The 22,766-nt window shown below is 56.0% G+C and carries 18 protein-coding genes; 9 read left to right on the top strand and 9 right to left on the bottom strand.

Annotated elements, in window-relative coordinates; all coding sequences use genetic code 11:
* Positions 1-40 precede the first annotated feature (40 nt).
* Together GM154_RS12480 and GM154_RS12485 are read right to left on the bottom strand one after the other, a co-directional pair.
* Entirely contained in the window at positions 41-1,312 is a 1,272-nt protein-coding gene (locus GM154_RS12480; RefSeq protein ID WP_219652416.1) for a cytochrome P450, read from the bottom strand.
* Between the two features lie 135 nt (positions 1,313-1,447).
* The gene (locus tag GM154_RS12485; RefSeq protein ID WP_230382093.1) at positions 1,448-2,005 is read right to left on the bottom strand and encodes a DNA-3-methyladenine glycosylase; all 558 of its coding nucleotides are present in this window, start codon (positions 2,003-2,005) and stop codon (positions 1,448-1,450) included.
* A 216-nt stretch (positions 2,006-2,221) separates the two neighbouring features.
* Between GM154_RS12485 and GM154_RS12490 the strand changes: the two genes are divergently transcribed.
* The 3 genes from GM154_RS12490 (at position 2,222) to sstT (ending at position 8,773) form a co-directional block, all read left to right on the top strand.
* Entirely contained in the window at positions 2,222-4,006 is a 1,785-nt protein-coding gene (locus GM154_RS12490; protein ID WP_258019826.1) for a bifunctional diguanylate cyclase/phosphodiesterase, read from the top strand.
* 132 nt (positions 4,007-4,138) lie between these two features.
* Positions 4,139-7,201, top strand: a complete 3,063-nt coding sequence (locus tag GM154_RS12495) for a PAS domain S-box protein (protein WP_219652417.1) — start codon at positions 4,139-4,141, stop codon at positions 7,199-7,201.
* Positions 7,202-7,558: 357 nt separating this feature from the next.
* Positions 7,559-8,773 carry a serine/threonine transporter SstT gene (sstT, locus tag GM154_RS12500; RefSeq protein ID WP_010795049.1) on the top strand — a complete coding sequence of 405 codons (1,215 nt, stop codon included), beginning with the start codon at positions 7,559-7,561 and terminating at the stop codon, positions 8,771-8,773.
* Between the two features lie 51 nt (positions 8,774-8,824).
* Here sstT and GM154_RS12505 read toward each other — a convergent pair whose 3' ends face one another.
* Complete coding sequence (locus tag GM154_RS12505; RefSeq protein WP_122042110.1) at positions 8,825-9,151, bottom strand: hypothetical protein; 327 nt, start codon at positions 9,149-9,151, stop codon at positions 8,825-8,827.
* Positions 9,152-9,373: 222 nt separating this feature from the next.
* Entirely contained in the window at positions 9,374-9,607 is a 234-nt protein-coding gene (locus GM154_RS12510) for a hypothetical protein (RefSeq protein ID WP_010795051.1), read from the bottom strand.
* A 158-nt stretch (positions 9,608-9,765) separates the two neighbouring features.
* Here GM154_RS12510 and GM154_RS12515 point away from each other — a divergent pair, with 158 nt between their 5' ends.
* Positions 9,766-10,314, top strand: a complete 549-nt coding sequence (locus GM154_RS12515; protein ID WP_219652418.1) for a hypothetical protein — start codon at positions 9,766-9,768, stop codon at positions 10,312-10,314.
* Positions 10,315-10,412: 98 nt separating this feature from the next.
* A complete protein-coding gene (locus GM154_RS12520) occupies positions 10,413-13,817 on the top strand; it encodes an ATP-binding protein (protein ID WP_219652419.1) in 3,405 nt (1,134 codons plus the stop codon).
* 231 nt (positions 13,818-14,048) lie between these two features.
* Here the strand turns inward: GM154_RS12520 and GM154_RS12525 are convergent, their stop codons facing one another.
* The 3 genes from GM154_RS12525 to GM154_RS12535 all read right to left on the bottom strand — a co-directional run bounded on the left by GM154_RS12525 (position 14,049) and on the right by GM154_RS12535 (position 17,836).
* A complete protein-coding gene (locus tag GM154_RS12525) occupies positions 14,049-14,255 on the bottom strand; it encodes a hypothetical protein (RefSeq protein ID WP_026003743.1) in 207 nt (68 codons plus the stop codon).
* A 217-nt stretch (positions 14,256-14,472) separates the two neighbouring features.
* A complete protein-coding gene (locus tag GM154_RS12530; protein ID WP_219652420.1) occupies positions 14,473-16,884 on the bottom strand; it encodes a glycoside hydrolase family 65 protein in 2,412 nt (803 codons plus the stop codon).
* A complete protein-coding gene (locus tag GM154_RS12535; RefSeq protein ID WP_219652421.1) occupies positions 16,877-17,836 on the bottom strand; it encodes a PfkB family carbohydrate kinase in 960 nt (319 codons plus the stop codon). The genes GM154_RS12530 and GM154_RS12535 overlap by 8 nt, the downstream gene beginning before the upstream one ends.
* A 144-nt stretch (positions 17,837-17,980) precedes the next feature.
* Here GM154_RS12535 and GM154_RS12540 point away from each other — a divergent pair, with 144 nt between their 5' ends.
* The 3 genes from GM154_RS12540 to GM154_RS12550 all read left to right on the top strand — a co-directional run bounded on the left by GM154_RS12540 (position 17,981) and on the right by GM154_RS12550 (position 19,634).
* Complete coding sequence (locus GM154_RS12540) at positions 17,981-18,652, top strand: haloacid dehalogenase type II (protein WP_219652422.1); 672 nt, start codon at positions 17,981-17,983, stop codon at positions 18,650-18,652.
* A gap of 193 nt (positions 18,653-18,845) precedes the next feature.
* The gene (locus tag GM154_RS12545) at positions 18,846-19,124 is read left to right on the top strand and encodes a DUF3509 domain-containing protein (protein ID WP_010795059.1); all 279 of its coding nucleotides are present in this window, start codon (positions 18,846-18,848) and stop codon (positions 19,122-19,124) included.
* Between the two features lie 15 nt (positions 19,125-19,139).
* On the top strand, positions 19,140-19,634 hold the full coding sequence (locus GM154_RS12550; RefSeq protein ID WP_219652423.1) for a hypothetical protein: 495 nt from the start codon (positions 19,140-19,142) through the stop codon (positions 19,632-19,634).
* Positions 19,635-19,791: 157 nt separating this feature from the next.
* Here GM154_RS12550 and GM154_RS12555 read toward each other — a convergent pair whose 3' ends face one another.
* Together GM154_RS12555 and GM154_RS12560 are read right to left on the bottom strand one after the other, a co-directional pair.
* Positions 19,792-20,076: a DUF3509 domain-containing protein gene (locus tag GM154_RS12555; protein WP_010795061.1), complete on the bottom strand. Its 285-nt coding sequence runs from the start codon at positions 20,074-20,076 to the stop codon at positions 19,792-19,794.
* Between the two features lie 226 nt (positions 20,077-20,302).
* Positions 20,303-20,545, bottom strand: coding sequence for a glutaredoxin family protein (locus tag GM154_RS12560; RefSeq protein ID WP_219652424.1), 243 nt, complete (start codon positions 20,543-20,545; stop codon positions 20,303-20,305).
* Between the two features lie 194 nt (positions 20,546-20,739).
* Here GM154_RS12560 and GM154_RS12565 point away from each other — a divergent pair, with 194 nt between their 5' ends.
* Positions 20,740-22,695 carry a monovalent cation:proton antiporter family protein gene (locus GM154_RS12565; protein WP_219652425.1) on the top strand — a complete coding sequence of 652 codons (1,956 nt, stop codon included), beginning with the start codon at positions 20,740-20,742 and terminating at the stop codon, positions 22,693-22,695.
* The last annotated feature ends 71 nt before the right edge of the window (positions 22,696-22,766 follow it).

Here is a 22,766-nt window from a genome sequence, read left to right on the forward strand (position 1 = left end):
ACAGGCGCTAAAGGTACGAATGCTGAGCCTTAGCCTTCGCTCATTGAGCCCTCTCCGCAGACTCACGTACCACCGACCGCACATGGCTGATCACAAAACGACTTTCCGGGAGAGCTGGAATACGCGTGATATCGATCGAAAGATCCTGCGGGGGTACGTCATAACGCATCCACTGCGTAAGCGCCTTGACTGCCACCTTTAGCAGCTCGATCGTAATCCACTCACCGGGGCAGCGATGGTTCTGATGATGGTCGCCACCGCCTTGAGTGACAAAACCGAACGGGTTTTCATCCCAGGTCAGAAAACGCTCAGGATCAAACCGCTCAGGGTTCTTCCAGATTCTCGCATCGTGATTGATGCCATAGAGATCCAGCAGAACGCGAGTTCCCTTGGTAAAGGGATAGCCTTTCCACTCGAAGTTCTTGCGAACACGCGCCACTGTAAAGGGAAAGAACGAAAAGACGCGCCGCACTTCTTGTACAAAGGGTTCCAGCATGCTCGGCTCGTCGCGCAGCCGTTGTTGCCACTCGGGGTGCTTGTTCAGGGCCCAGGCAGCAAAGACTACAAAGCGTGCAACCGCTACGGTAGGCCTCAGCACATTGAGAATTTCGACCGCAGCCGTTTTAGGGTCAAGCCGGTTACCATCACTGTCCTTATGGTGGCTGAAGACGTACAAGGCCGTTTGCGGAGCCGGATTCAACGCACCCTGACGCACCTGCGTGACGAGATCTGCAATCCAGGCTTCAGCTTCTTTGCGAGACTTTCGGCCATTGAGGTGCCGAAGCCCTATCCCACCCGCGCCATCAATCAGAGCGGTGAGCTGCGAACGGCGCTTGGCTACGTCGCCCTCGGGCAGCGGCACGCCGGACCACTCACAAACGACCCGGCAGAGCTGAAACTGGGCTGCATAGAGCAGGATGACTTCGTGATTACCGGTCCAGGCGGAAATGTCTCGCTGCCATTGTTCGGCGTACCGGACCGTCAGTCGTTGGATATTGTCGGGCGTCATCAATGACATGAACATCTGCTTGCGCACGCGGTGCGCCTGCCCGTCTAGCCCTTGAATGGAGCCAAAGCCAAACAGGGTCTTTTTCAACATACGGGGGGCGGCCGCTTCCCGCATGAAAAGCGACTCGTCGTAAAATAGCCTGGCCCCCTCCTCCCCGGACAGACAGATAGTGTTCTGCATGAGCAGGCGCGCCTGAAAGACATCGCTCTGGTAACGACGGCAGCGCTCAGGGATGTAGCGGTATCCCTCCTTGAGCAAGGTGATAGAGCTGTCCAGATGGGGGTCTTTAGGGATCGCTGACATAAACGACGGCACTCCAATTGATCGACTTGCACATTGTCGTAACGCTCTGCCGATGGGCAGGCGAACGCACGCGTGATGCCTTAATCGACCCTGCAGACACGCCAAAGGTGCTGTATGTAGCGACCAGCCGTCAGACTAGCGAAAGCTGCGGCTTAGAAAAGGGGACCCTTTCAAACCAAACCGCCAGGGCACATCGCGCGCCTTGGTAATACCGATCCGTGGCCCTGAAATCGTCTCAAAAGGCACTGTCGGTGCGGCCAATTCGAGGCCTGGCGACTCCAGTACAAGCCCGTCGTGCTCTCCGGTAATTCCCAGAGCCTGACACACACGCCCCGGGCCTGCACATAGCAGGCGTAGCGTATCGAGTCCGCGGCGCTCACGCATGATGTCAATTCCTTCCAGGGGCTCCAATGCGCGGATCAGCACACCCGCACCATGCCCCGTGTCGCAGCAGACGATGTTCAGGCACCAGTGGATGCCATAGGAGCGATAGACATAGAGATGGCCTGGCGGACCAAACATGGTGGCGTTACGCCGCGTAAGCCCGGAAAAGCTATGGGAGGCTGGGTCTTCGCGATCATAGGCTTCGGTCTCGACGATCCGCCCGCCTACACCATTAACGGTAAAAACCCAGCCAATCAGTTGATGCGCCACTTCATGGGCAGGAGATGCAAAATCAATCGGTAAAGTCATGGTCATATTGCCTATACAGTCATAGAGACACATGACACTCCTGAGGACCTCAGGTGCCGTTGAATGATCATTCCAGATTGAACGTGTGCAACTTTATCGGCCGATCTTGATGTTGCTTTAACAGAGATTTTCTAAAGATCTGGTAGGAATTTTTAATATCTGACATGCCTCACAAAAACCATATGATCCAAAAATAGCCCACGTCTGATAATAATCATGAACAACTTAGTGCCCACTCCCGCGAATGAGTCCGAGCGGATTGCAGAAATTCGGCAGCTATGCCTGATCAATCCGGAGCCGGATCGCGCTTTCGACAAGATCGTTGCGCTGGCTGCTGAGTTGTTTCAGGTCCCGATTGCCCTGATCTCGATTATCGATACTCACCGGCAATGGTTCAGTGCGAGCGTCGGGCTTACCATCAGCGAAACGCCGCGTGAGCACTCTTTCTGTAGCCATGCCATTTTGAGCGATGAGCTTTTCATGGTCAGCGATGCTACTCAGGACCATCGCTTCAAGGACAACCCGCTGGTTACGGGGGAGCCTCACATCCGCTTTTACGCAGGTGCTCCCCTGCTGACTCAACAGGGCCTTGGGCTGGGCAGTTTGTGTATTATTGACACGAAGCCAAGGCCCGCTCTGGATAAGCATCAGGTAAAGCTGCTGAACCAGCTCGCCGAGCTGGTCATGGCGCGTGTAGAAACACTGCGCAACCTCAACTTCATTGACCTACCGACCGGCCTGTTCAATCGTCCTCGCCTGGAAAGGGATGTCTCGAGCTTTTTCTCGGACCAGGATCTTCCGATCACGCTGGTGGCAGTCGATGTCATTGCGCCTCGTATCCTCAACGACATCGTCAAAGCGTTGGGCTATACGTTTTCAGAACGGCTCATGCTTCTGATCAGGGACCGCCTACAGGCTGTTGTACCCAAGGATCTTGCACTTTACAGGATCAGTCCTACACGCATTGCCTTTATGTTGGCGAACATCGAAACGGAGGCAACTGAAACGCTTTACAGGCATATCCTCGAGTCCTTTGAGGCACCGCTGGTTTGCGACACCATTCCCATCCAGACGCAGATAGGTCTGGGCATTCTGGTCCTTAACAAGGAAAAGGCACGCTCAACGGACTGGATACGTTCGCTCGTCAGCGCAGCAGACGATGCACGGGAAAACAATGCTGGCTGGGAGATGTACAGCCCGCGCCGCGACCATGCGCAGCAGCGCGCCTTTCGCCTGCTGAGCGCACTGACGATAGCGCTTCAAGCGGACGATCAGCTCAGGCTCTACTTCCAGCCTAAAATCCAGCTGGCTACCAGTGAGTGTACGTCTGTGGAAGCCTTGCTCCGCTGGCGCCATCCTACACTGGGCGATATCAGCCCAGGCGAATTCATACCGCTGGCTGAAAAGACCTTCCTGATTCGCTCAGTCAGCCTGTGGGTCCTCAAGGCTGCGGTCAAACAGGCGAAGGCATGGCAACAACAGGGGTTGAACCTGACGGTGGCCATCAACGTATCCGCGGCCGATCTGGACGATGAGGTATTTACCGATACGCTGACTGCCCTGCTCAGGGAATATGATCTGCCGGCGCAGCGGCTGGAGGTGGAGTTTACCGAGGGCGCCCTGATCCGGCAGACCGAAGTTGTGCAGCGCCAACTGGAGCGCATCCATGATCTTGGGATCGTCATCGCTATCGATGACTTTGGTACGGGCTACAGCAACTGGTCGTATCTGCGGGATATTCCGGCGTCTGTGGTCAAGCTTGACCAGTCCTTCATCCGCAATACGCTTCGGCAGGAAAAGGACAAACGCATCGTCAAGGCCATGATCAAACTGGCCAAGGAGATGGACTACCGGGTAGTGGCTGAAGGCATCGAGACCGAGGAGATCTACAAGCTGATGCGAAACTGGGGATGCGATGAAGGCCAGGGCTACCTCATGGCTCGCCCCATGCCGGCCCTTGCCCTGCTTGAATGGCTCGAGAGTAAACCGCTTCGCTATTAAAGCTCCTCCTGAGTCCTACCGAACAACAAAGCCGTCTAGCAGTTCTCAGCCTCATGAGGCGTTGGTCTTATCAATGGGATAAACCCTTACTTTTTCTGTCACATCATGAACCGATAGAAAAAAGTATTATTTATGGAATCCGGTAGATCCTCCCTCAGCGCCTTGAGCCCTGGTGAACTGGCCCAACTGGTATTGGCCAATACCTCTGACTATGCCGTGGTCGTATCCGACCTATCGGGGACCATCGTGGACTGGAACCCCAGCGCGGAAAAGGTCCTGGGCTGGACGGCAGCCGAAGCCATTGGCCAGCCGGTATCTATTTTCTTTACCCCTGAAGACTGCGCGCAGGACCGGCCCAACATCGAGATGTCGGAAGCCGCCCGCTGTGGCTGCGCCAAGGACGAGCGGTGGCATATCAAGCACGACGGCACACGCTTCTGGGCCAGCGGCGAGATGAGTGCGCTGCGCAGGGATGGCGTGCTGATGGGCTACTCCAAGATCCTGCGTGATCGTACACCCGAGCGTCTTGCTGCAGAGCGCCTTCGACTGGCTCAACAGGTAGGAGAGATCGGAACGTTCGAATTGCACCCGGCTCAAGGACGCATAACCGTGTCTCGGGAGATGTGCCAGCTTTGGGGGCTTCCTGAGCAGGAGAGCTTTCAGATCGAGGAGTTGATTGCACTCATCCACCCTGAAGATCGCGCACGTGTTATCACCAACAGTCATGAGTTTTTAGAGGGTGCGTTGGATTACGTCGAGTATCGTATCCGCAGGCCTGACAATGGAGAGGAACGCTGGATGGCTCGTCGAGGCGAGCCTATCTTGGTCAATACTCGTGAAGGCATGCGTTATTTTGGCGTGTGCTACGACATCACCGATCGCGAACGGGCTGAACAGGCACGGTTGGAAAGCGATGCTCGCTTGCGCAACCTTACCCAGGAGATGCAGGAAGGCTTTTTCGTCGCAGAGCCCATCCTAGACATAACAGGCCATATGGTTGATTTTCGTTTTATCGAGGTCAACCCAGCCTTCAGCCAGCTGACAGGACTTCCGCCCGAGCAGGTGCAAGGCCGGACCCTCCGCGAAGCACTACCTCATATCGATGACACGCTGATAGAGAGTTATGCACGCTTCATACGTCATAACGATCCCGTACATTTTGAACTGCAGCTGCAGGCGTTGGAAGGTCGTTGGTTCGAGTCCTGGTTAAGGCGTCTGGACCCTACCCGCTTTGTTGTGCTCTTTCTGGATGTCACCGCACGCAAGCAAGCTGAAGCCGCCTTGTCGGAAAGCGAAGCACGCTTCAAGGCCATCACGAACTCCATTGACCAGATGGTCTGGGCCAGTCGCCCGGATGGTCATCATTACTACTTCAACGAGCGCTGGTACGAATTCACCGGATCGGTGCCAGAACATACCGATGGTGACAAGTGGATTGAGATGGTTCACCCCGATGATCGGGAGACCACTTGGGCGTCTTGGCAGCAATGCCTCACAAGTGGTGAGCCCTACCGTACAGAGTTTCGGCTTCGCCATCGCTCCGGCCAATACCGCTGGGTGCTCGGGCGGGCTCAGCCGGTACGTAATGAGCGTGGTGCGGTCGAGGGCTGGTTTGGTACATCGACCGATATTCAGGACATCATCGATGCTCGCGAGGTCCTTTCCCGTTCACGGGAGGAGCTTGAAAAGCAGATTGAGCTACGCACGCGCGAGCGTGATCGAATCTGGCGTTTAAGTAACGATCTGATGAAGGTCTGCCAACTGGATGGCCGACTCACTTCGGTGAACGAGGCCTGGTACGAGACGCTAGGCTGGTCGGAAAACGATCTGCTTGGCAGAAACTATCTTGAATTCATTCATCCTGATGATGTTGACCGCGTCACGCATGGGCTCAGCATCATCGATCAGGAACGGCGGGCCCGTTCCTACGAGGTACGCCTGCTCCATCAGAATGGCAACTATAGGTTGACCTCTTGGACAGCCGTACCCGAGGAAGGATTGATCTATTCGGTTGGTCGGGATATTACCGAGCAGCGCCAGCTTGAGGATCAACTTCGTCAATCCCAGAAAATGGAAGCTGTCGGCCAGCTCACCGGCGGTATCGCCCATGACTTCAACAATCTGCTGACGGGCATTATCGGCTCGCTGGACCTGATGCAGCGCCGTTATGAGTCGGGGCGCGTCCAGGATCTGGAACGCTATATGAGCGCTGCCGTCACGTCGGCGCAGCGTGCAGCCGCCCTCACCCAACGCCTTCTGGCTTTTTCGCGGCGCCAGGCCTTGGATCTCAAACCGGTCAACCTGAACACCCTGGTTGCATCGATGGAGGAGCTGCTCAGACGCACCATTGGTGAAAAGATAGCCCTCGATACAACGCTTACAGCAGGATTATGGCCGGCGCTTACCGATACGAATCAGCTGGAAAGCGCGCTGCTTAACCTTGTGATCAATGCCCGTGATGCCATGCCGGAGGGCGGAACGATCACTATTGCCACCTCCTCGGCGCACTTTGATGAGCACACTGACGATCCACACCTGACATTGGCGCCAGGTGACTATGTCGTGCTGTGTGTAAACGATACCGGGACGGGCATGAGTCCAGAGGTTATCGAGCGCGCCTTTGATCCGTTTTTCACCACCAAACCCATCGGTCAGGGTACCGGCCTTGGCTTGTCCATGATTTATGGCTACGCCAAACAATCCAAGGGACAGGTCCGTATCTTCTCCACACAGGGCAAAGGTACAAGCGTCAGGCTATATCTACCTCGATACCGTGGCGCGCTGGATGAGCACGCGATCAATACCGAAAGACAATTGCTTAAAGGCTCCGGAGAGACTGTATTGGTGGTGGAGGACGAAACCATTGTCCGCTCGCTGATCGTCGAAGTGCTCGATGAGCTGGGCTATAGCTCGCTTGAGGCGGTCGATGCGCAGCAGGCGATTCCTCTGCTACAAAATGGTCAACAGATCGATCTGATGATCTCCGACGTGGGGCTGCCGGGAATGAACGGCCGCCAGCTGGCCGATGTAGCCAGAACCCTGCGACCGGAGCTGAAGATCCTCTTTGCGACAGGCTATGCCGAAGGCGCCCAGGTCGAAGGCTACCTGGGCGAAAACATGGAGATCATTACCAAGCCGTTCAATGTGGATGCCTTGGCCAGCAAGATTCAAGAGATGATCAAGGCTCAAGATTGATGCGCGTCAAGAGACTAAGAATCATGCCCCTCTCCCGAAGGGCATGACTCATATCACGAGGCGCCTGAATAAGCCCGTATAAGGCAAGATTGTCAGGGTTGTGCTCCACAAACGCATTCAACGACCCTGTATCAATAGGCCATTACGCCTTGCTGGCGATCGGCTTTTGCGCTTTTAGTGTCCAAAAGCAGGCAAATACCTTTAAAATCCGTCGCTTCGCTCAATGGCCGTACGTGAAAAACGAACCTTTAGCGGGACAGACTGATCCTGTACGGCGTGTATTCAACTCGCGTGAAGGGAACGCACGAACCCCGTCTTTGCCAACATCGCCCCGCTTCCTTATAAGTTGATCTTGCCATGACCCAAGCTACAAACCCCTTTCTGAACTGGCTGATGCGCTCCAGTCTGGTGATGCAGATTCTCATCGGACTCATCGCCGGTATCGTGCTTGCGCTCGTTGCGCCCTCTGCGGCCCAGGCCACAGGTTTCATCGGCTCCGTGTTCGTCACAGCCCTGAAAGCGGTTGCGCCGATCCTGGTATTTGTTCTGGTAGCGTCCTCCATTGCCAATCACAAGCAGGGACAACCTACCCATATCAAACCCATCCTGTGGTTATATGTAATCGGGACGCTGTCTGCATCGGTAATTGCTGTACTAGCCAGCTTTCTCTTCCCATCCACCTTGACGCTGGTCGCCCATACCAGCGATATCAGCCCGCCGGAAGGGATCAGCAGCGTATTGCAAACATTGCTGCTGAGCATCGTCGATAACCCGGTCAACGCGCTTATCAATGCCAATTTCATGGGCATTCTGGCCTGGGCCATTGGCCTGGGCATTGCCTTCCGTCATGCCAGCGAGACGACCCGTACCGTGTTCACTGATCTGGCGGATGGCGTTTCGAGTATTGTCCGCTTCGTGATTCGCTTTGCGCCGCTCGGTATTTTCGGTCTTGTATCCTCGACCCTGGCAACGTCCGGGTTTGATGCCCTGGCGGGTTACCTGCATCTTTTGGTCGTATTGATTGGTTGCATGCTGCTGGTGGCCTTTGTGGTTAACCCGCTCATCGTGTACTGGAAAACACGACGCAACCCCTACCCCCTTGTCCTGACCTGCCTGCGTGAGAGTGGTATCACAGCGTTCTTCACCCGTAGCTCGGCTGCAAACGTACCGGTCAACCTGGGCTTGTGCGAACGGTTGGGCCTGCATGAGGACACCTATTCGGTTTCGATTCCGCTAGGCGCCACGATTAATATGGCTGGCGCAGCCATTACCATTACTGTGCTAACACTGGCTGCAGTCGAAACACTGGGTATTTCCGTTGATATTCCGACGGCTCTTCTGCTCAGCATAGTGGCCGCGGTTTGTGCCTGCGGTGCGTCAGGCGTCGCGGGCGGTTCGCTGCTGCTGATCCCACTGGCCTGCAGCCTGTTCGGGATTCCCAGTGAAATCGCCATGCAAGTGGTAGCGGTAGGCTTCATTATCGGGGTGGTTCAGGACTCGGCAGAAACCGCCCTGAACTCTTCCACCGATGTGATCTTTACGGCAGCGGCCTGTCAGGCCAAGGAAGCCTGATAGTTAGGCAGCGGAAAGAAACCTCCCTTTCCGCTGCCCTACTCCCTACAGTCAAGCAGGCTCCACTGTAATCTTTGGCGTGCCGTTCTGGGTCTGCACCTTGACCCTTCCAGGGGTGTATTCGACGAGGTGGCCCCCGTCAAAGATAAAGGAATAATCCGAGCGATCGGCTGACATGCTGAGCAACCGGTCCCTGTAAACAAGGACGGTCAGCGACCCTTCCTTCTGTATATGATCCGGTTTACCCATCGAGCCTACGAGTTGCTGCTCGGTCATGTACCGCTCAATCTGCACATCCTGAGCGGTCTGGTCATTCTTGTTCCCATGGGTGCACGCTGCCAGGAGCGCCAGGGAAAGCATCACGATTGTCTTGCGCATGAATCTTCATCCTTTTCCGGCCCGGCAGCACTCACGGCTGCACGCCATGCCGAACCCTGATTGACATCGCTACGCTCAAGGCCCGGTCATCCTTAAAGGACTTCAACCCAGTCGTAACGATTCCTTCCGACTCGCTTTCTGTGATTTCGTTCGCAGCGATTGGAAGCTCAGACAGGATGGAGCCAAGAAACAGATGAGATGGCTATATGACCTCAAGGGAAATCAGCGCTTTCCTGGCTGCTTACGTCCACGGAAACGGTTGCGATTGAGCAGTACATAACCGATGAACTGGACAACTGCTGACAGGACCAAGGGCGTCAGGTGACCCGCGTCACGAGGCGCTCTTTCAGGACCGATCAGCGGCACCAGAGCCGTTACCAGCCCCACTACTCCGCCTACGAACAGCACTAGGCCGATCCAGGTTAATGGGCGTACTTTGGATTTGGAGTCGTTCATTCGATTACTCGGCTAGTTTCAGGCTCGGCTATTCTATAGGATCGCCCGCCTGACTGCCCCCGATCGGTTGTGCTGAACCGAAACGGTTTCTTACCTTCAAACCTGTATGTTGCCTTCGCAACCCAATCCCACTCCGATTCCAACCGCGAGTATTCAGCATGCGTATTGCTTGTCTTGCCTGGGGCTCCCTGATCTGGAAGCCCGGCCCGCTTCCATTGGCTTCTGCCTGGATGAACGATGGTCCAAAGTTGCCGGTAGAGCTCTGCCGCACCTGTGACGGTGGAGAGTTAGCGGTTGCCTTGTCTTCAAGCGCACCGGATAGCCCCACGTTCTGGGCACTGTTGAATGTTCAGGACATTGATATCGCCCGTGAATTGCTACGTGATCGCGAGCAGATCAACCGTGAACGCCCTGAATACGTAGGCAGTATTCCAGGCGAATACGAAGGTCCCTATGGTGAACGCATTCGAGCTTGGGCTGACCACAGGGAGCTGGATGCTGTAGTCTGGACGGCTTTGCCTCCCAAGTCGAGGGACGAAGAGGGCCGTATGCCTTCTGTTGATGAAGCCATTGCTTATCTCGATGGGCTTAAAGGGGATATTCGAGATCATGCCTGCAACTATGTCAGGCAGCTTCCGCTTGAAATCAGAACGCCTTATCGCACCGCCATCGAGCAGCGCCTGGGATGGATGCCTGTTGATCAATGACTGATTCCTAACAACGGACAGTTGAGTTCATCGGCGAAGCATGGATCTAATACACTTTGTGTCCCGGATAATCCGGGAGCCGCCTGTTATCCTGTCACATGACTTCACATAACGCTTCTGCTCTAACTCTGTTTCGTGGCCCTGGTGAGATACGTGCCCTGGCAAGGGACCTTGATTGGTCGAAAACACCACTAGGCGCCGTATCCACCTGGCCACAGAGCCTTCGCTCAACGGTCCGTACCCTTCTTTCGTCCCAGTACCCCATGATCCTTACCTGGGGTACTGCATTTACGCAGATCTACAATGATGCCTACGCCAAGCTGATCGGCGATAAACATCCCCAAGCGCTGGGCGAGGATATCCGCATTACCATGGCGGAAAACTGGGATACGCTTGGTCCTATGATCGAACGGGTCATGGAAAGTGGACAGGCGAACTGGACCGCAGCCCTTCCTCTGCTGATGGACCGCGCAGGCTACCGCGAAGAAGCCTATTTCAGCGTCTCCCATGCACCAGCCGAAAATGACGAAGGAAGCATTGTCGGCATGCTGGCTGTGTGTAGCGAAGTCACTCTGCAGGTTGTAGGCGAGCGCCGATTGAAGCTGCTGAGCGATCTCTCCACACAGGCCGGTGAAATTCGAAGTGTCGAAACCACCGGCAGGGACATTGGAGCCGCACTGGCCAGTGATCCGCTGGATCTGCCTTTTGCACTGCTTTATCTAAAAGGCCCTGAAGAGACGCTGAATCTGGTTGCCGCGACGCCCATAGACCCGGGGGCTCATGTGCCCTCTACCGTGTCTTTAGGCAATACCGCAACTGAGCCGCTGTGGCCCTTCAAACAGGTCTTGGCTGGGCAAGCCCAAACCATTACCGGGCTTTCAGATGCGCTGGGGCTTCATGGTGGCCTCTGGCAGGACCCTGTCGATTCGGCGCATATCATGCCGATCGCTGGCGAAAGTGATGCCGAGCCGCTAGGGGTCCTGATCGTAGGGATCAGTCCAAGCCGTGCGCTGGACGATGCCTATGCCACATTCATCACACTCGTCGCAGGGCAGGTTTCGACGGCTCTGCGCAATGCCCGTGCGTATGAACAGGCACAGCAGAGAGCCGAGATGCTGGCTGAGCTGGACCGTGCCAAGACTCAGTTCTTCTCCAACGTATCCCATGAGTTCAGAACCCCCCTGACACTCATGCTGGGTCCTCTCGAGGATCTGCTTGGTACACAAACCCTGACGCCCGAGGTTCGGGGTGAGTTGACCATAGCGCACCGCAATGCCCTGCGCCTACTGCGGCTGGTCAATACATTGCTGGACTTCTCCCGTGTCGAAGCAGGCCGCTCGCAAGCCCGGTTCGTGCCTACGGATCTGGCATCTTTTACAGCAGATCTGGCAAGCAGTTTTCGCTCGGCTATCGAGCGGGCGGGTCTTCGTTTCGATGTCTTCTGCCCCACCCTCCCCGAGCCCGTCTTTGTCGACCGGGAGATGTGGGAAAAGGTGATCCTCAATCTATTATCCAATGCGTTCAAGTTTACGTTCAGCGGCCAGATCCGCCTGGAACTGAGCTCGACCGATACCCATGTTCAGCTGACCGTAGCCGACACCGGGGTCGGCATTGCTGCAGCGCACCTTCCCCGTCTTTTTGAGCGCTTCCACCGAATCGAAGACACCAAGAGTCGTTCCTATGAAGGTTCAGGTATTGGCTTGGCCTTGGTGAATGAGCTGGTTGCACTGCATGGTGGCTCGGTATCCGTGAACAGCGAGCTGGACCACGGCACCACGTTCACCTTGAGAATTCCCTTTGGCAGCCGTCATCTCCCGGACGAATTGCTTCAGGATGCTGCATCCGGTGCGAGCGAAAGCCCTGGAGCGGCACCGTTTGTAGAGGAGGCCTTGCGCTGGCTGGTTGATGACCCCGTGACTCCGCGGCTGGAAACCCAGGCGGCTGGAGCGGTGATGGTCGCAGCAAGGGATCCCATGAAGCGGCGTGCCCGTATTGTGCTAGCCGATGACAACGCGGATATGCGCGCCTACATTCAGCGCCTGCTTGAGCCTGATCATGACGTTGTTGCGGTCGCAGACGGAGCCGCCGCGCTTGAGGTTCTGCAGCAGTACGGGGCAGACCTGTTACTGACCGACGTGATGATGCCCCAACTGGATGGATTCGGCCTGGTACGCAAGCTACGGGAAGATCCGCTGCTTAACACCCTGCCCATCATTATGCTCTCGGCACGTGCCGGTGAAGAGGCCAGTGTGGATGGGTTGGCAGCCGGTGCAGATGACTACCTTGTCAAACCCTTTTCCGCCCGGGAGCTCAAGGCCAGGGTCCAATCTACCCTTGAGCTGGCGCACCTGCGCCAGGAAGCCGAGGAGCAGCTGGCCCAGTCGCGAAAGATGGATGCGATCGGTCAGCTGACGGCGGGCGTGGCTCACGACTTCAACAACCTGCTTGCCGTCGTAATCGCCTCGCTGGATTTGCTGGAGCGGCGTACTCACGACGAGCGTACGAGTCGCTTGCTGAAAAATGCACAACAGGCCGCCAATCGAGGCGCCAGGCTGACCGCGCAGCTGCTTGCCTTCTCGCGTAAGCAGCGACTCAATGCCCGCCCCGTTGACCTCAACTCGATCCTACAAGGTATGCAGGCCCTGTTGCACGCCACCCTTGGCGGCACCGTAGAACTAGTGATGAACCTTCAAGCAGGCCTCTGGCCCGCGCAAAGCGATTCTGACCAGTTTGAGCTGGCTATCGTAAACCTGGCGGTGAATGCGCGGGACGCCATGCCCAGCGGCGGAAGCCTGACCATTCAGACACAGAACATAGGCGCCTCGGATAGTCGCCCGGCCTCCTTGGGACGAGGCGAGTTCATACGTATCAGCCTTACCGACACCGGTGAGGGCATGTCTCAGGAGGTGCTCAGCCACGTGTTCGAGCCCTTTTTCACCACCAAAGCACAGGGCAAGGGGACAGGATTGGGCCTGGCCCAGGTCTATGGCACGGTTCGTCAGTTTGGGGGAGACGTCGAAGTACAAAGCCAGCCAGGTCACGGCACGTGCATTTCTCTTTACCTGCCCCGTACTTCAGAGCCGGTACAGGCAATGAGCGAGCCGGTAAACGTAGACCTCTCTTCTCCAATCCCGCTAAGAATTCTGCTAGTGGATGACGACGCGCAGGTACGTCACTCAACGTCCGCCATGCTATCGGAGCTAGGCTATGAACACATCGAGGCGGCAAATGGGCAGGAAGCGATACAGCAGTTACATGATGGAGACGGGATAGACCTGCTTCTGACCGACTATGCCATGCCCGGCATGACAGGCATGGAGCTGTGCAAGCAGAGTCTGGCCATCAAACCGGAGCTCAGGATTGTGCTGATGACGGGATATGCGGACTCAGCTGCGCTCTCTGCGGGCAATCTTACAGTATTGAGCAAGCCGTTTACTTTGAGCCAACTTGCCAGCGTTATTATTAATGTTGCAAGCCGCGAGCAAACTATCAAACTTAATTGACATAAGTACATTGGTATAAATAAAACCCTCAAGACAGGCTCTATCTTGAGGGTTTCAGAAATACTTTATTGTTGAGCAAACCGCATAGAAACATTGAATCCATTTAAAATAACGGTTCAATACTCTTTTCAAAGGCAAATAAATACCCCTGATCCGCTAAGCAGGATCCTATGAAGTAGTTTTGCTTTTATTCTTATGCGGTAAAAGCTACAGGGCTTGAAAGAAGCGTGATCAGGTCAGCAGCGGCGTTTCTTGGGCAGCACGGCTGATGTCTTCGATGATCTGCTCTTTTTGCACTTCAGTCAGTGAATTCCACTGCTTCTGTGCGAAAACGGTAAGACTGAATACGATATAAGCCGAGAGGACGCCAATAACCAGCCATTCCATGATCGATACGCCCTCTCGACGACGTTTCGATGCACCTTCTTTAGTTCTCACATTACCTCCACACAAGATATTTAAAAAATCGATTCAGCGGCCTGAAGACGCAAGCTTAATATCCAGCGGTCACATCAAAAGGCAGCAAGCTAACTAATAGGGCAAAATACCTGACGAGCGGTTATCAACCAGTCAAATGACTGCAACCGTTAATTCTTGTCGTTAGGTATCGGTTTAAAAGACTACTTCTTGATAGTCGTAGCGACTTATTCTTGACCTAGCGGCATGTCAAATGGATGACTTGGCCGGGTGTCAGGGAGAACCGGTTGTCCCAGTACTCGATACAAGCGTCGTGGCTGTTTCGAGGGTCAGAAGATAAGGACAATATCCGGTCTTTCAACGCGACACTCAGCCGCACCCCTTTGTACTCGATATCCAACGAAACATTGTCCAGCGCAGCAGGAGGCGCAGGCATCACTTGTAAACAGGCCACATTGGGCACTATCCCCAGGTAATGCCGCTGCAGGACATCCAGCGACCCGGCCATGGCGCCCAGATGAATCCCTTCCTGAATGCCGCTATCAGAAGGTGCATCCAGGTCGGTACGCAAGCTCTGCCTGAAGTAGTCCCAGGAGCGCTCCGCATCCAGACGAGCCAACGCACCCGCACAAACCACTTTCGACAGACTGGACTCATGCGTGATACGTGCCAGGTAATAGTCAGCCGTTCGCCGAATCTCAGCCAAATGCTCGATATAGCCCAAGCGCGCAAAAAGCCGCTCCAGTTCCCGGGGCGGAAACAGGTAAAGTAGCATCAGCACATCGGCTTGCTTGGTCAGCTGATAATTATCGGTCTTGTCACCTTGAGCCTCCAGCATCCAGTCCAGGCGCGGCCGCCCATCTTGACGAAATTTTGGGGGCGGTGACTCCAGCCGGTCAAAGCCTTCAAACTGGCTGATCACGCCATCTCCCTGCACAGGGACATACAGCGTACGGCTGATCCGATCCCAATCCACTTGCTCCTGTGGCGTAACACCAAGCCGCTGTTGAAGTGCATCGGCTTCCTCGTCAGGTAGTAGATCAAGTAATTCCAGAGCCAGGGCCAACACCCAGGACGCCATGACATTGGTATAGGAATTGTTATCGAGCCCCGGCACATCGGTATTGGGATACGCGTTGTGATACTCGTCGGGACCAATAACGCCTTCGATTACATAGCGCCCCCGCTCTGGATCAAAACGCACCATGCTGGCCCAGAAGCGAGCAATTTCCAGAATCAGCTCGCCGCCGTTGTGGCTCAACAGGGAGCGATCTCCTGTGGCGAGATACAGCTGCCAGACATCATAGGCAATGGCTGAACCTACGTGCCGTTGCAGATAGGTATGGTCGGGCACCCAGTGATGGGACAATGGATTACACTGATAAGGAGGGGTTTCCTCCCCTCCGGTTCGCCCGCTTCTCCAGGGGAACATCGCTCCGCGATACCCGCTCCTGCGCGCCAACGCCCGTGCCATGTCGAGGCGGGCATAGCGGTAGTTCACTACCGTATGAGCAAGCTCTGGAAAGTGAGTGGCTAGAAAGGGCATGGCAAAAATCTCATCCCAGAAGATCTGCCCAAAATATCCTTCCTGCCAACCTCTGGCAGGCCACCCCATGTCCTGACCAAGACTGTTGGGCGAAAGCGCCTGAAGCACATGGAAACGATGCAGGCGCAGGGGCAAGGCGAGATGATGCTCGGTCATCTGCATGGCCATGCGGCCCCATAACCTGTGCCAATGGGCGGCGTGCCGCTGCAGGACGCTATCAAAATCGGAGCGCCGACGGAGTTGGTCGAGCATAATCGAAAGCGTTACCCCACTGTCCTCATGACGCGGGATTTCACCCTCGACCCTGACCGTTACATATTTCTCGATGATCAGCGTTCTGCCTTCAGACAGATCACAGGTAGCCTCAAGGCACAGGCAGTCGCCCATCACGGCCTGTTGCCAGGGACTAGCCGGCATACTTAGCCGGGTATGTGCCGCAACTGCTACTTCGCGGGACGGGTCATGCAGGGATGCCAACACCGCGGCGCCACCGTCAGCTTCGCTATGGAATCCAATGGTTTGCAGGCGTCGCCCCTCATAGGCTGCATCACGTTTGACCCCGGCATTTCTGACCCCGGCGTTGAGCGTCGAGCGCACCCGGATGCAGCCTCCCTCGGGTACGTACACCTCCCAGCGCAGTACGCACAGATCAGAGTCGGCCATGCTGACCAGACGCGTCTCGCTCAACCGCACTTCACGCGTCGGCCCCATCATGAAAGTCATGTCGCGCCGCAGCGTGCCACAGTCCAGTGAAAGTACCTGGCGATAACGCTGAAGCTTGACAGAGGCTAGGTTGAACCACAGGTCATCATCCAGCGCGAACGTGAGTCCGAACGGATCAGGCAGGTTGACCAAGGCCGACATGGCGATGCGCTTCCCATTCACACTGCGTGGCGCATCGTCATACCAACCCGCACGATAAAAACCGGGGTAGTGCTGGTCGTCCCCCTGGCTCAGACGGCTTGCGCTAAGTTCCGGTACACTGGCCCGCATACTGAGCACACCATTGCCCAGTGCCAGAAGTGCTTCACGGCGACGTTCGTCCGAGGGCTTGTACTCATTGAATATGATCTCGGTGCGAGTTGTGTTGAACGCATCATTCATGGAGATTGCGTACCCCTGCTCTCAGCCGGTCCGCCTGCTGCTCCACCTCCTCGCGCGAAGGATAGGCAGGTTGCGAGCCGTATCCTCTTACTGCCAGGTTGGCAGCAGCAACGCCTCGCAAAGCGGCTTCCAGCGGTGCGAGGCCTTCCAGCAGGGCAATCGACAGAACGCCTGTGAACGCATCACCGGCCCCCGTGCTGTCGACTACATCAGCCTCTCCTGCCGGAATAAGCGCTGCGTCCTCCTCGGTTACCAGCACACAACCGCCATCCTTCAGCTTGATGCACACAATCGAGATGCCCCACTCATGAAGCGTTCGAGCCGCTTCCAAGGCCGATTCGGGAGAGTCGATCGTGATGCCGGTGACTCCCTCGGCTTCGGAGGCATTGGGCGATACCGCCAGAACCTTGCTCAGCAATGCCTTTTCAACGCGGTCGGGAAAGGACAAGTCCATTACGACAGGAACGGTACGCTGGTCTGCCGCCTCGACAGCCTTACGCACTACCCAGGCAGGTATCTCATAGTCCACTGTCAGCAACGCCGGCGGAGCGGTCTGCCTGATCGCCTCAACCATGGCCTGGGCAGATGTCTCATCCCAGTGATCGTTGGCGTTGGTTGCCAAAACGATCTGTTTCTTGCCTTTGGGTGGGACCATGATGATGGAAACCCCGGTAGTCGCTCCGCGCGCCGTGCAAACCGAACCTATATCGACCCCTGCAGCCTGCAGAGGCGACAGGGCTTGTCTTGCCAGATCATCGTCTCCCACGCAGCCCAGCAGCCGAGACGTACATCCGAATACCGCACCCAAGTAGGCTACGTTGGCCGCTTTGCCTCCCGAAAGGCGCACGTGGTCATGAGCGAGCAAGGTTTCGGCACTACCTGGCTCCTCATCGAGCCGCATTTGAAAGTCTGCATTGATGCTGCCCAGGGATAGCAATGTAGAGCGGGTCAAGGCGTTTCTCCCATGAGAATAAGAGCTCTAAGGAGGACTCGCCCCGATTGTTCAGGTTCGCTGAAAGCTCGTTTTTACCGATCGATTGCGCAACCAGGTGTAACAACAGGCTGTCCACCTTAGACTCATACGTAAGGAACGCCCATGACCTGTTGCCTGTTCGATATCAATGAAACACTGCTGGATCTGGCAGGGTTGGATTCGGTCTTTTTCCAGACCTTTGGTTCATCCACAGCGCGTAGTGCCTGGTTTGCCCAGACGCTGCAGAACGCCATGACCGCTACGATTACTGGCCCTAGCATTTCATTCGAGGAAGCTGGGCAGGCTGCGCTGACCATGCTGGCGCAGCGTGAACAGGTTCAGCTGTCAGAAGCCGATCGCCACCACGTTAAAACCGCCATGCGTATGCTGCCAGCGCACCCCGATGTCGAGCCAGCGCTTGAGCAGTTGCGCAAGTCAGGGGCTCTAATAGTCGCCCTGTCCAATAATGCACGCGAGCTGGTTGATGCCCAATTATCCGCCGCTGGATTGCGTGGCTATTTTGATGAAGTGCTTTCGGCAGAAGATGCTCAGACTCTAAAGCCGGATGCGCCTGCGTATCTCCAGGCTGCCAAAACCCTGAATACAGACCCGAAACAGCTGTGGCTGATTGCCGTGCATGCCTGGGACATCGCCGGCGCCCAACGTGCAGGCTTCAAGACCGCACTGGTTTCACGCACTGCTCAACAGGTACCCAGCCCATTGGCGCCACCTACAGTTCAGGGTTCTGACCTGACGGCAGTCGTCGAACAGATACTGACCCTAGAGTCAGCCTGAATAGATGTTTCTGTATGTTACTGATTCCTGAGCCCATCAGTGACTAATGCCGCGGCCTCCACGGCAGGCAGAGATCACAGCCAAACTGTATACCCATGCGCATCTGTCGCAGACAGAAAAAAAACGTAGAACTTTGCGGACCTGACCTATGTCAATGAAACCGTAACGTTGGTGTGGCTATCAGGTGAGGCATATGGATAATCCTTTTCAAGTTATCGCTGCGGCTTTCGAAGCTGATTACCGCGTCAATTTCCGTATTGAGCGCATGGATGGAAGCGTCACGCTGACCCTTTCGGACGATACCGGCACCAAGGCTCGTCGTCTGATTACCAAAGAGCAACTGCACACGCCGAAAAAGCTGGACCGCGTCATCGATGGCATTCGCCTGGGCATGGCGATAGACAGTGGCTGTGGTGTACCGGAGCTGTTGGCCTCCCTGTCGCCTTACAAGACGTATTCGATCTCCCGCTGAGCAAGTAGTAGCTGCATGTCTTCACCCAACGGCCTTGGTGGCGTCTCGATGACTTATGATCATGCTGAGTCGATCGGCGCGCCCTCCTCTTTTAATACGGTAATTCCGCTAGCTGACGCGGCGAACCTGTCGTCCAAAGAAAATACGGTCGTTACCGACGCGATCATGGCGACACGCTATGCGTTGGCATGCGATGAGCTGGCAGACGCGTTGGCCCCGCTCAAGGTGTGGCCAACACTGACTGACCTGCAGGGAACATTTTCCTTTAGCGTGCTTGATCTGTACGGACGCGTTGCCTACCGCTCAACACGCATTCGTCAGGTGCAATACAGCGAACCCGGTTCGCTGAAAGGTACTGTCTCGGCAGCCCGACGCGCGTTGACTGCGCAGGGCCTGGGTTTTCCAGTCTGGGATACAGGTCTTGAAAAACCGGACACCTGTCCGGAGGAAACGACAGCCCCTGCAGATCTGCCTTGCAAGGGCTGTCGTTTGATGGGGTGTAAGTACTAGCGTCGATGGCCAGCCCTACTTTTTAGCGCAACAGCAACACCCGCCAATGGCGGGTTTTTTGTTCTAAATCAACACGCATGACATCCAACAGGCAAAGCCTGCTGGATGTCGATTGAGCAAGCGCAAAAACACGCTGTCATAGACAGACGCCTATGCCTCAATCAGCGTAACGCATTACGGTAGCGCCCGTGGCTCGCAAGGTAGCCAACGATTGCGGTGCCAACGCCCCCGCACGAAGCGAGACGTCTTTACGCATATCGTCAATCACGATTTGCAGCGCGCGGTCATCGCTTAGCTGGCGAGCGGAAATCACACGTGTGACTCGCGCATCGCTGCCCAAATCCTGTACGCAGAACACAACGCTTCCGTCAGGACGAGGCTCAGTTACCGAGCATTCGTAAGTTGGAAAGGCAGTCATCAGTTTTTCAGTTGCGCTATTCATCATTCCCCCATTCATTAAATAGTTTTACGTTTTATGAATGCGATGAGAAAGACAGTGACTTGGAAGCCAGAGTTCACAACAAAAACTTGAAATTCACGAAAAAATGCAATAGAAGTCGCGATCCTGCTGCTATCAATGCGCCATCTACTGGCAAAATGGGCGGTTTAAAGACGAAGCAGAGCCATATAACCCCCTTCCTATCTCTATCAGCAGTGATAACACTGACCTAATCCTGCATTAAAAAGGTAGCGATCTGTTCGCAATTGAACGGCCAATCCAGCTCTCGTCCACTTTCCAGGTGACGCAGTACCGGAATTCGCATGCCGTACCGCTCCACGCCTCCGTCCAATTCCACAATATCAACGGCTTCGACCAGCAGACCATGCTCGACGAAGGGCATCAGTACCCTTTCAGCGTCATGACAGAGGTGGCAGGCTGTGGTAACCAACAACTGACAATGCGGGCTCATGGCCACCTCCCAAACGTGCAACATCTTTCAGTATGGTACGGATTGAGCAAGCCAGGCATTGATATACCTCAATGGCGTTTACGCTGGCTCGTTTAGACTTTCGCTCATTACCACGGAGGCTTGGCGTATTCGAGGGGGAGATAACCCTTCATTGCGTGGTCGACTTAGTGATGTAACCGGACTGTGAGGCCTACGTGTTCATTGATCTTCTCTTGCTGTTGGCGGCGTCCCTGGTGGTCATCTCGCTAATACGCCGAGTCGGACTGCCGCCCTTGCTGGGCTATCTGTTCGTAGGTCTGGCCCTGGGCCCCAATGCCTTGGGCTGGGTTCAGCCGGATCAGTCTCTTCCCCTGATTGCCGAGATGGGCGTCGTGTTTTTGCTTTTCATGCTAGGCCTGGAATTTTCCCTGCCTCGCATGCTGGCGTTGCGTCGGGTTGTCTTCGGGTTGGGCAGTTTCCAAGTTCTGCTATGCAGCATTCCGCTGGCACTGCTTCTGAATCTGCTGGGCGCCTCGCCCGGAACTGCCGCGTTGTTAGGGGTTGGACTGTCACTGTCCTCAACCGCCATCGTGACGCGAGAGCTTTCCACCTTGGGCGAAGTGCTGACGCCCCATGGTCAGAACACCATAGGCGTCCTGCTTTTTCAGGATGTGATCGCGGTACTGCTTTTGACCCTGATTCCGGTATTCAGCGGGCATGCCGATACCGTGTGGTATTGGGCCCTTCCCCTTACTTTGGGCAAGACGGCCGTCCTGTTCATCACCCTATTGGCGGCCAGCCGCTGGCTCTTGCCTCCTCTGTTTCGTGAAATCGGCAGCTCCCGCTCCGCCGAGCTGTTTCTGCTGCTGGCATTGCTGATCGTCCTGCTCACCGCCTGGCTCACGCACCTGATGGGCCTTTCCATGGGCTTTGGCGCATTTCTGGCGGGGATGCTGCTGGGCGAGAGCCATTATCGGCATCAGGTCGAAGCGGATTTGCGTCCTTTCCGAGATGTGCTTCTAGGCCTGTTCTTTATCAGTGTCGGCATGCTGATCGATATACAGGTCGTCATACGCCAACCTGGTTTCGTACTGCTCCTGGTCCTGGCACTGGTCGTCCTGAAGGCACTCATCGTGGCGCTGGTCGTTCGAAACCGCTTTGGCGATAACGCCACCGGCTGGCGCACGGGCGTGGCGCTGGCCCAGGGCAGCGAGTTCTGCTTTGCACTGGTGGCGCAGGCCAGGCAGGAAGGACTGGTGGAAGAAATGTTCTCCGGTGCGCTGTTGACGGCTGTTTTCATTTCCATGGCCATTGCGCCTGTGCTGCTGCGCAATGCTTCGCGGCTGGCCCGATCATTGGGGCTGGTCAGCCCGACACCCGTCTCGGACATAGCCAGTGCCAGCGAGGGTCTCGCCGGGCATGTCATCATCTGCGGCTTCGGCCGGGTCGGGCAGTCGATCGCCCGCCTGCTGAGCCTGGAGAAAATACCGTTCACAGCGCTGGATAACGATCCTGTTCGGGTCCAGGAAGCCGTAGCTATCGAGGCAAGCGTTCATTATGGAGACTCCAGTCGTACCGAGCTCCTGGAGGCCGTAGGCATTGCCCATGCCCGCCTATTGGTTGTTGCGGTAGACGACCCGTCCCGGGCGCTGGCCATTGTTCGCCTGGCACGTCAGCAACGGGCGGATCTACCTATCCTGGTGCGCACACGAGACAGCAGCCTCAACGCCGACCTGCGCGCTGCAGGTGCCAGTGCCGTTGTTCCCGAACTGCTTGAGTCAAGCCTGATGCTGGGATCTCAGGCGCTACTTCTCCTGGGGTTATCGGAGCGCCACGTCCAGGAGCGTATCGACACTATCCGCCGGGAGCGCTACAGCCTGCTGCAAGGTTATTACCAAGGCGCACAAGCCGATGTGCTGGATGCTCACCGCAACAGCCGCATCATGCTGCATGCCATCTATCTTCCCGATAATGCCCATGCGGTCGGGCGGTCCCTGGACTCTCTGGAGCTGGAGTCGCTGGGACTTAGTCTGGAAACCATCCGCCGTAATGGCGCGGAGCTGATCATCACGCCGGAGCTACTTCTTAAAGCCCATGACACCGTGCTGCTCAAAGGGCCGGTCGCGGCTTTGGAGCAGGCCGAGGCCCGCTTGTTGGCCGGTATGTCATGAAAGAGCGACAAACGGAACCTTTGCGACCCAGACAGGTTCGAACCCGCTGAAGCAAATGAAATTCAATCTTT

Origin of the sequence: Pseudomonas sp. MAG002Y, assembly GCF_019400845.1 — a bacterium.
GTDB classification, from domain to species: Bacteria; Pseudomonadota; Gammaproteobacteria; order Pseudomonadales; family Pseudomonadaceae; genus Chryseomonas; species Chryseomonas luteola.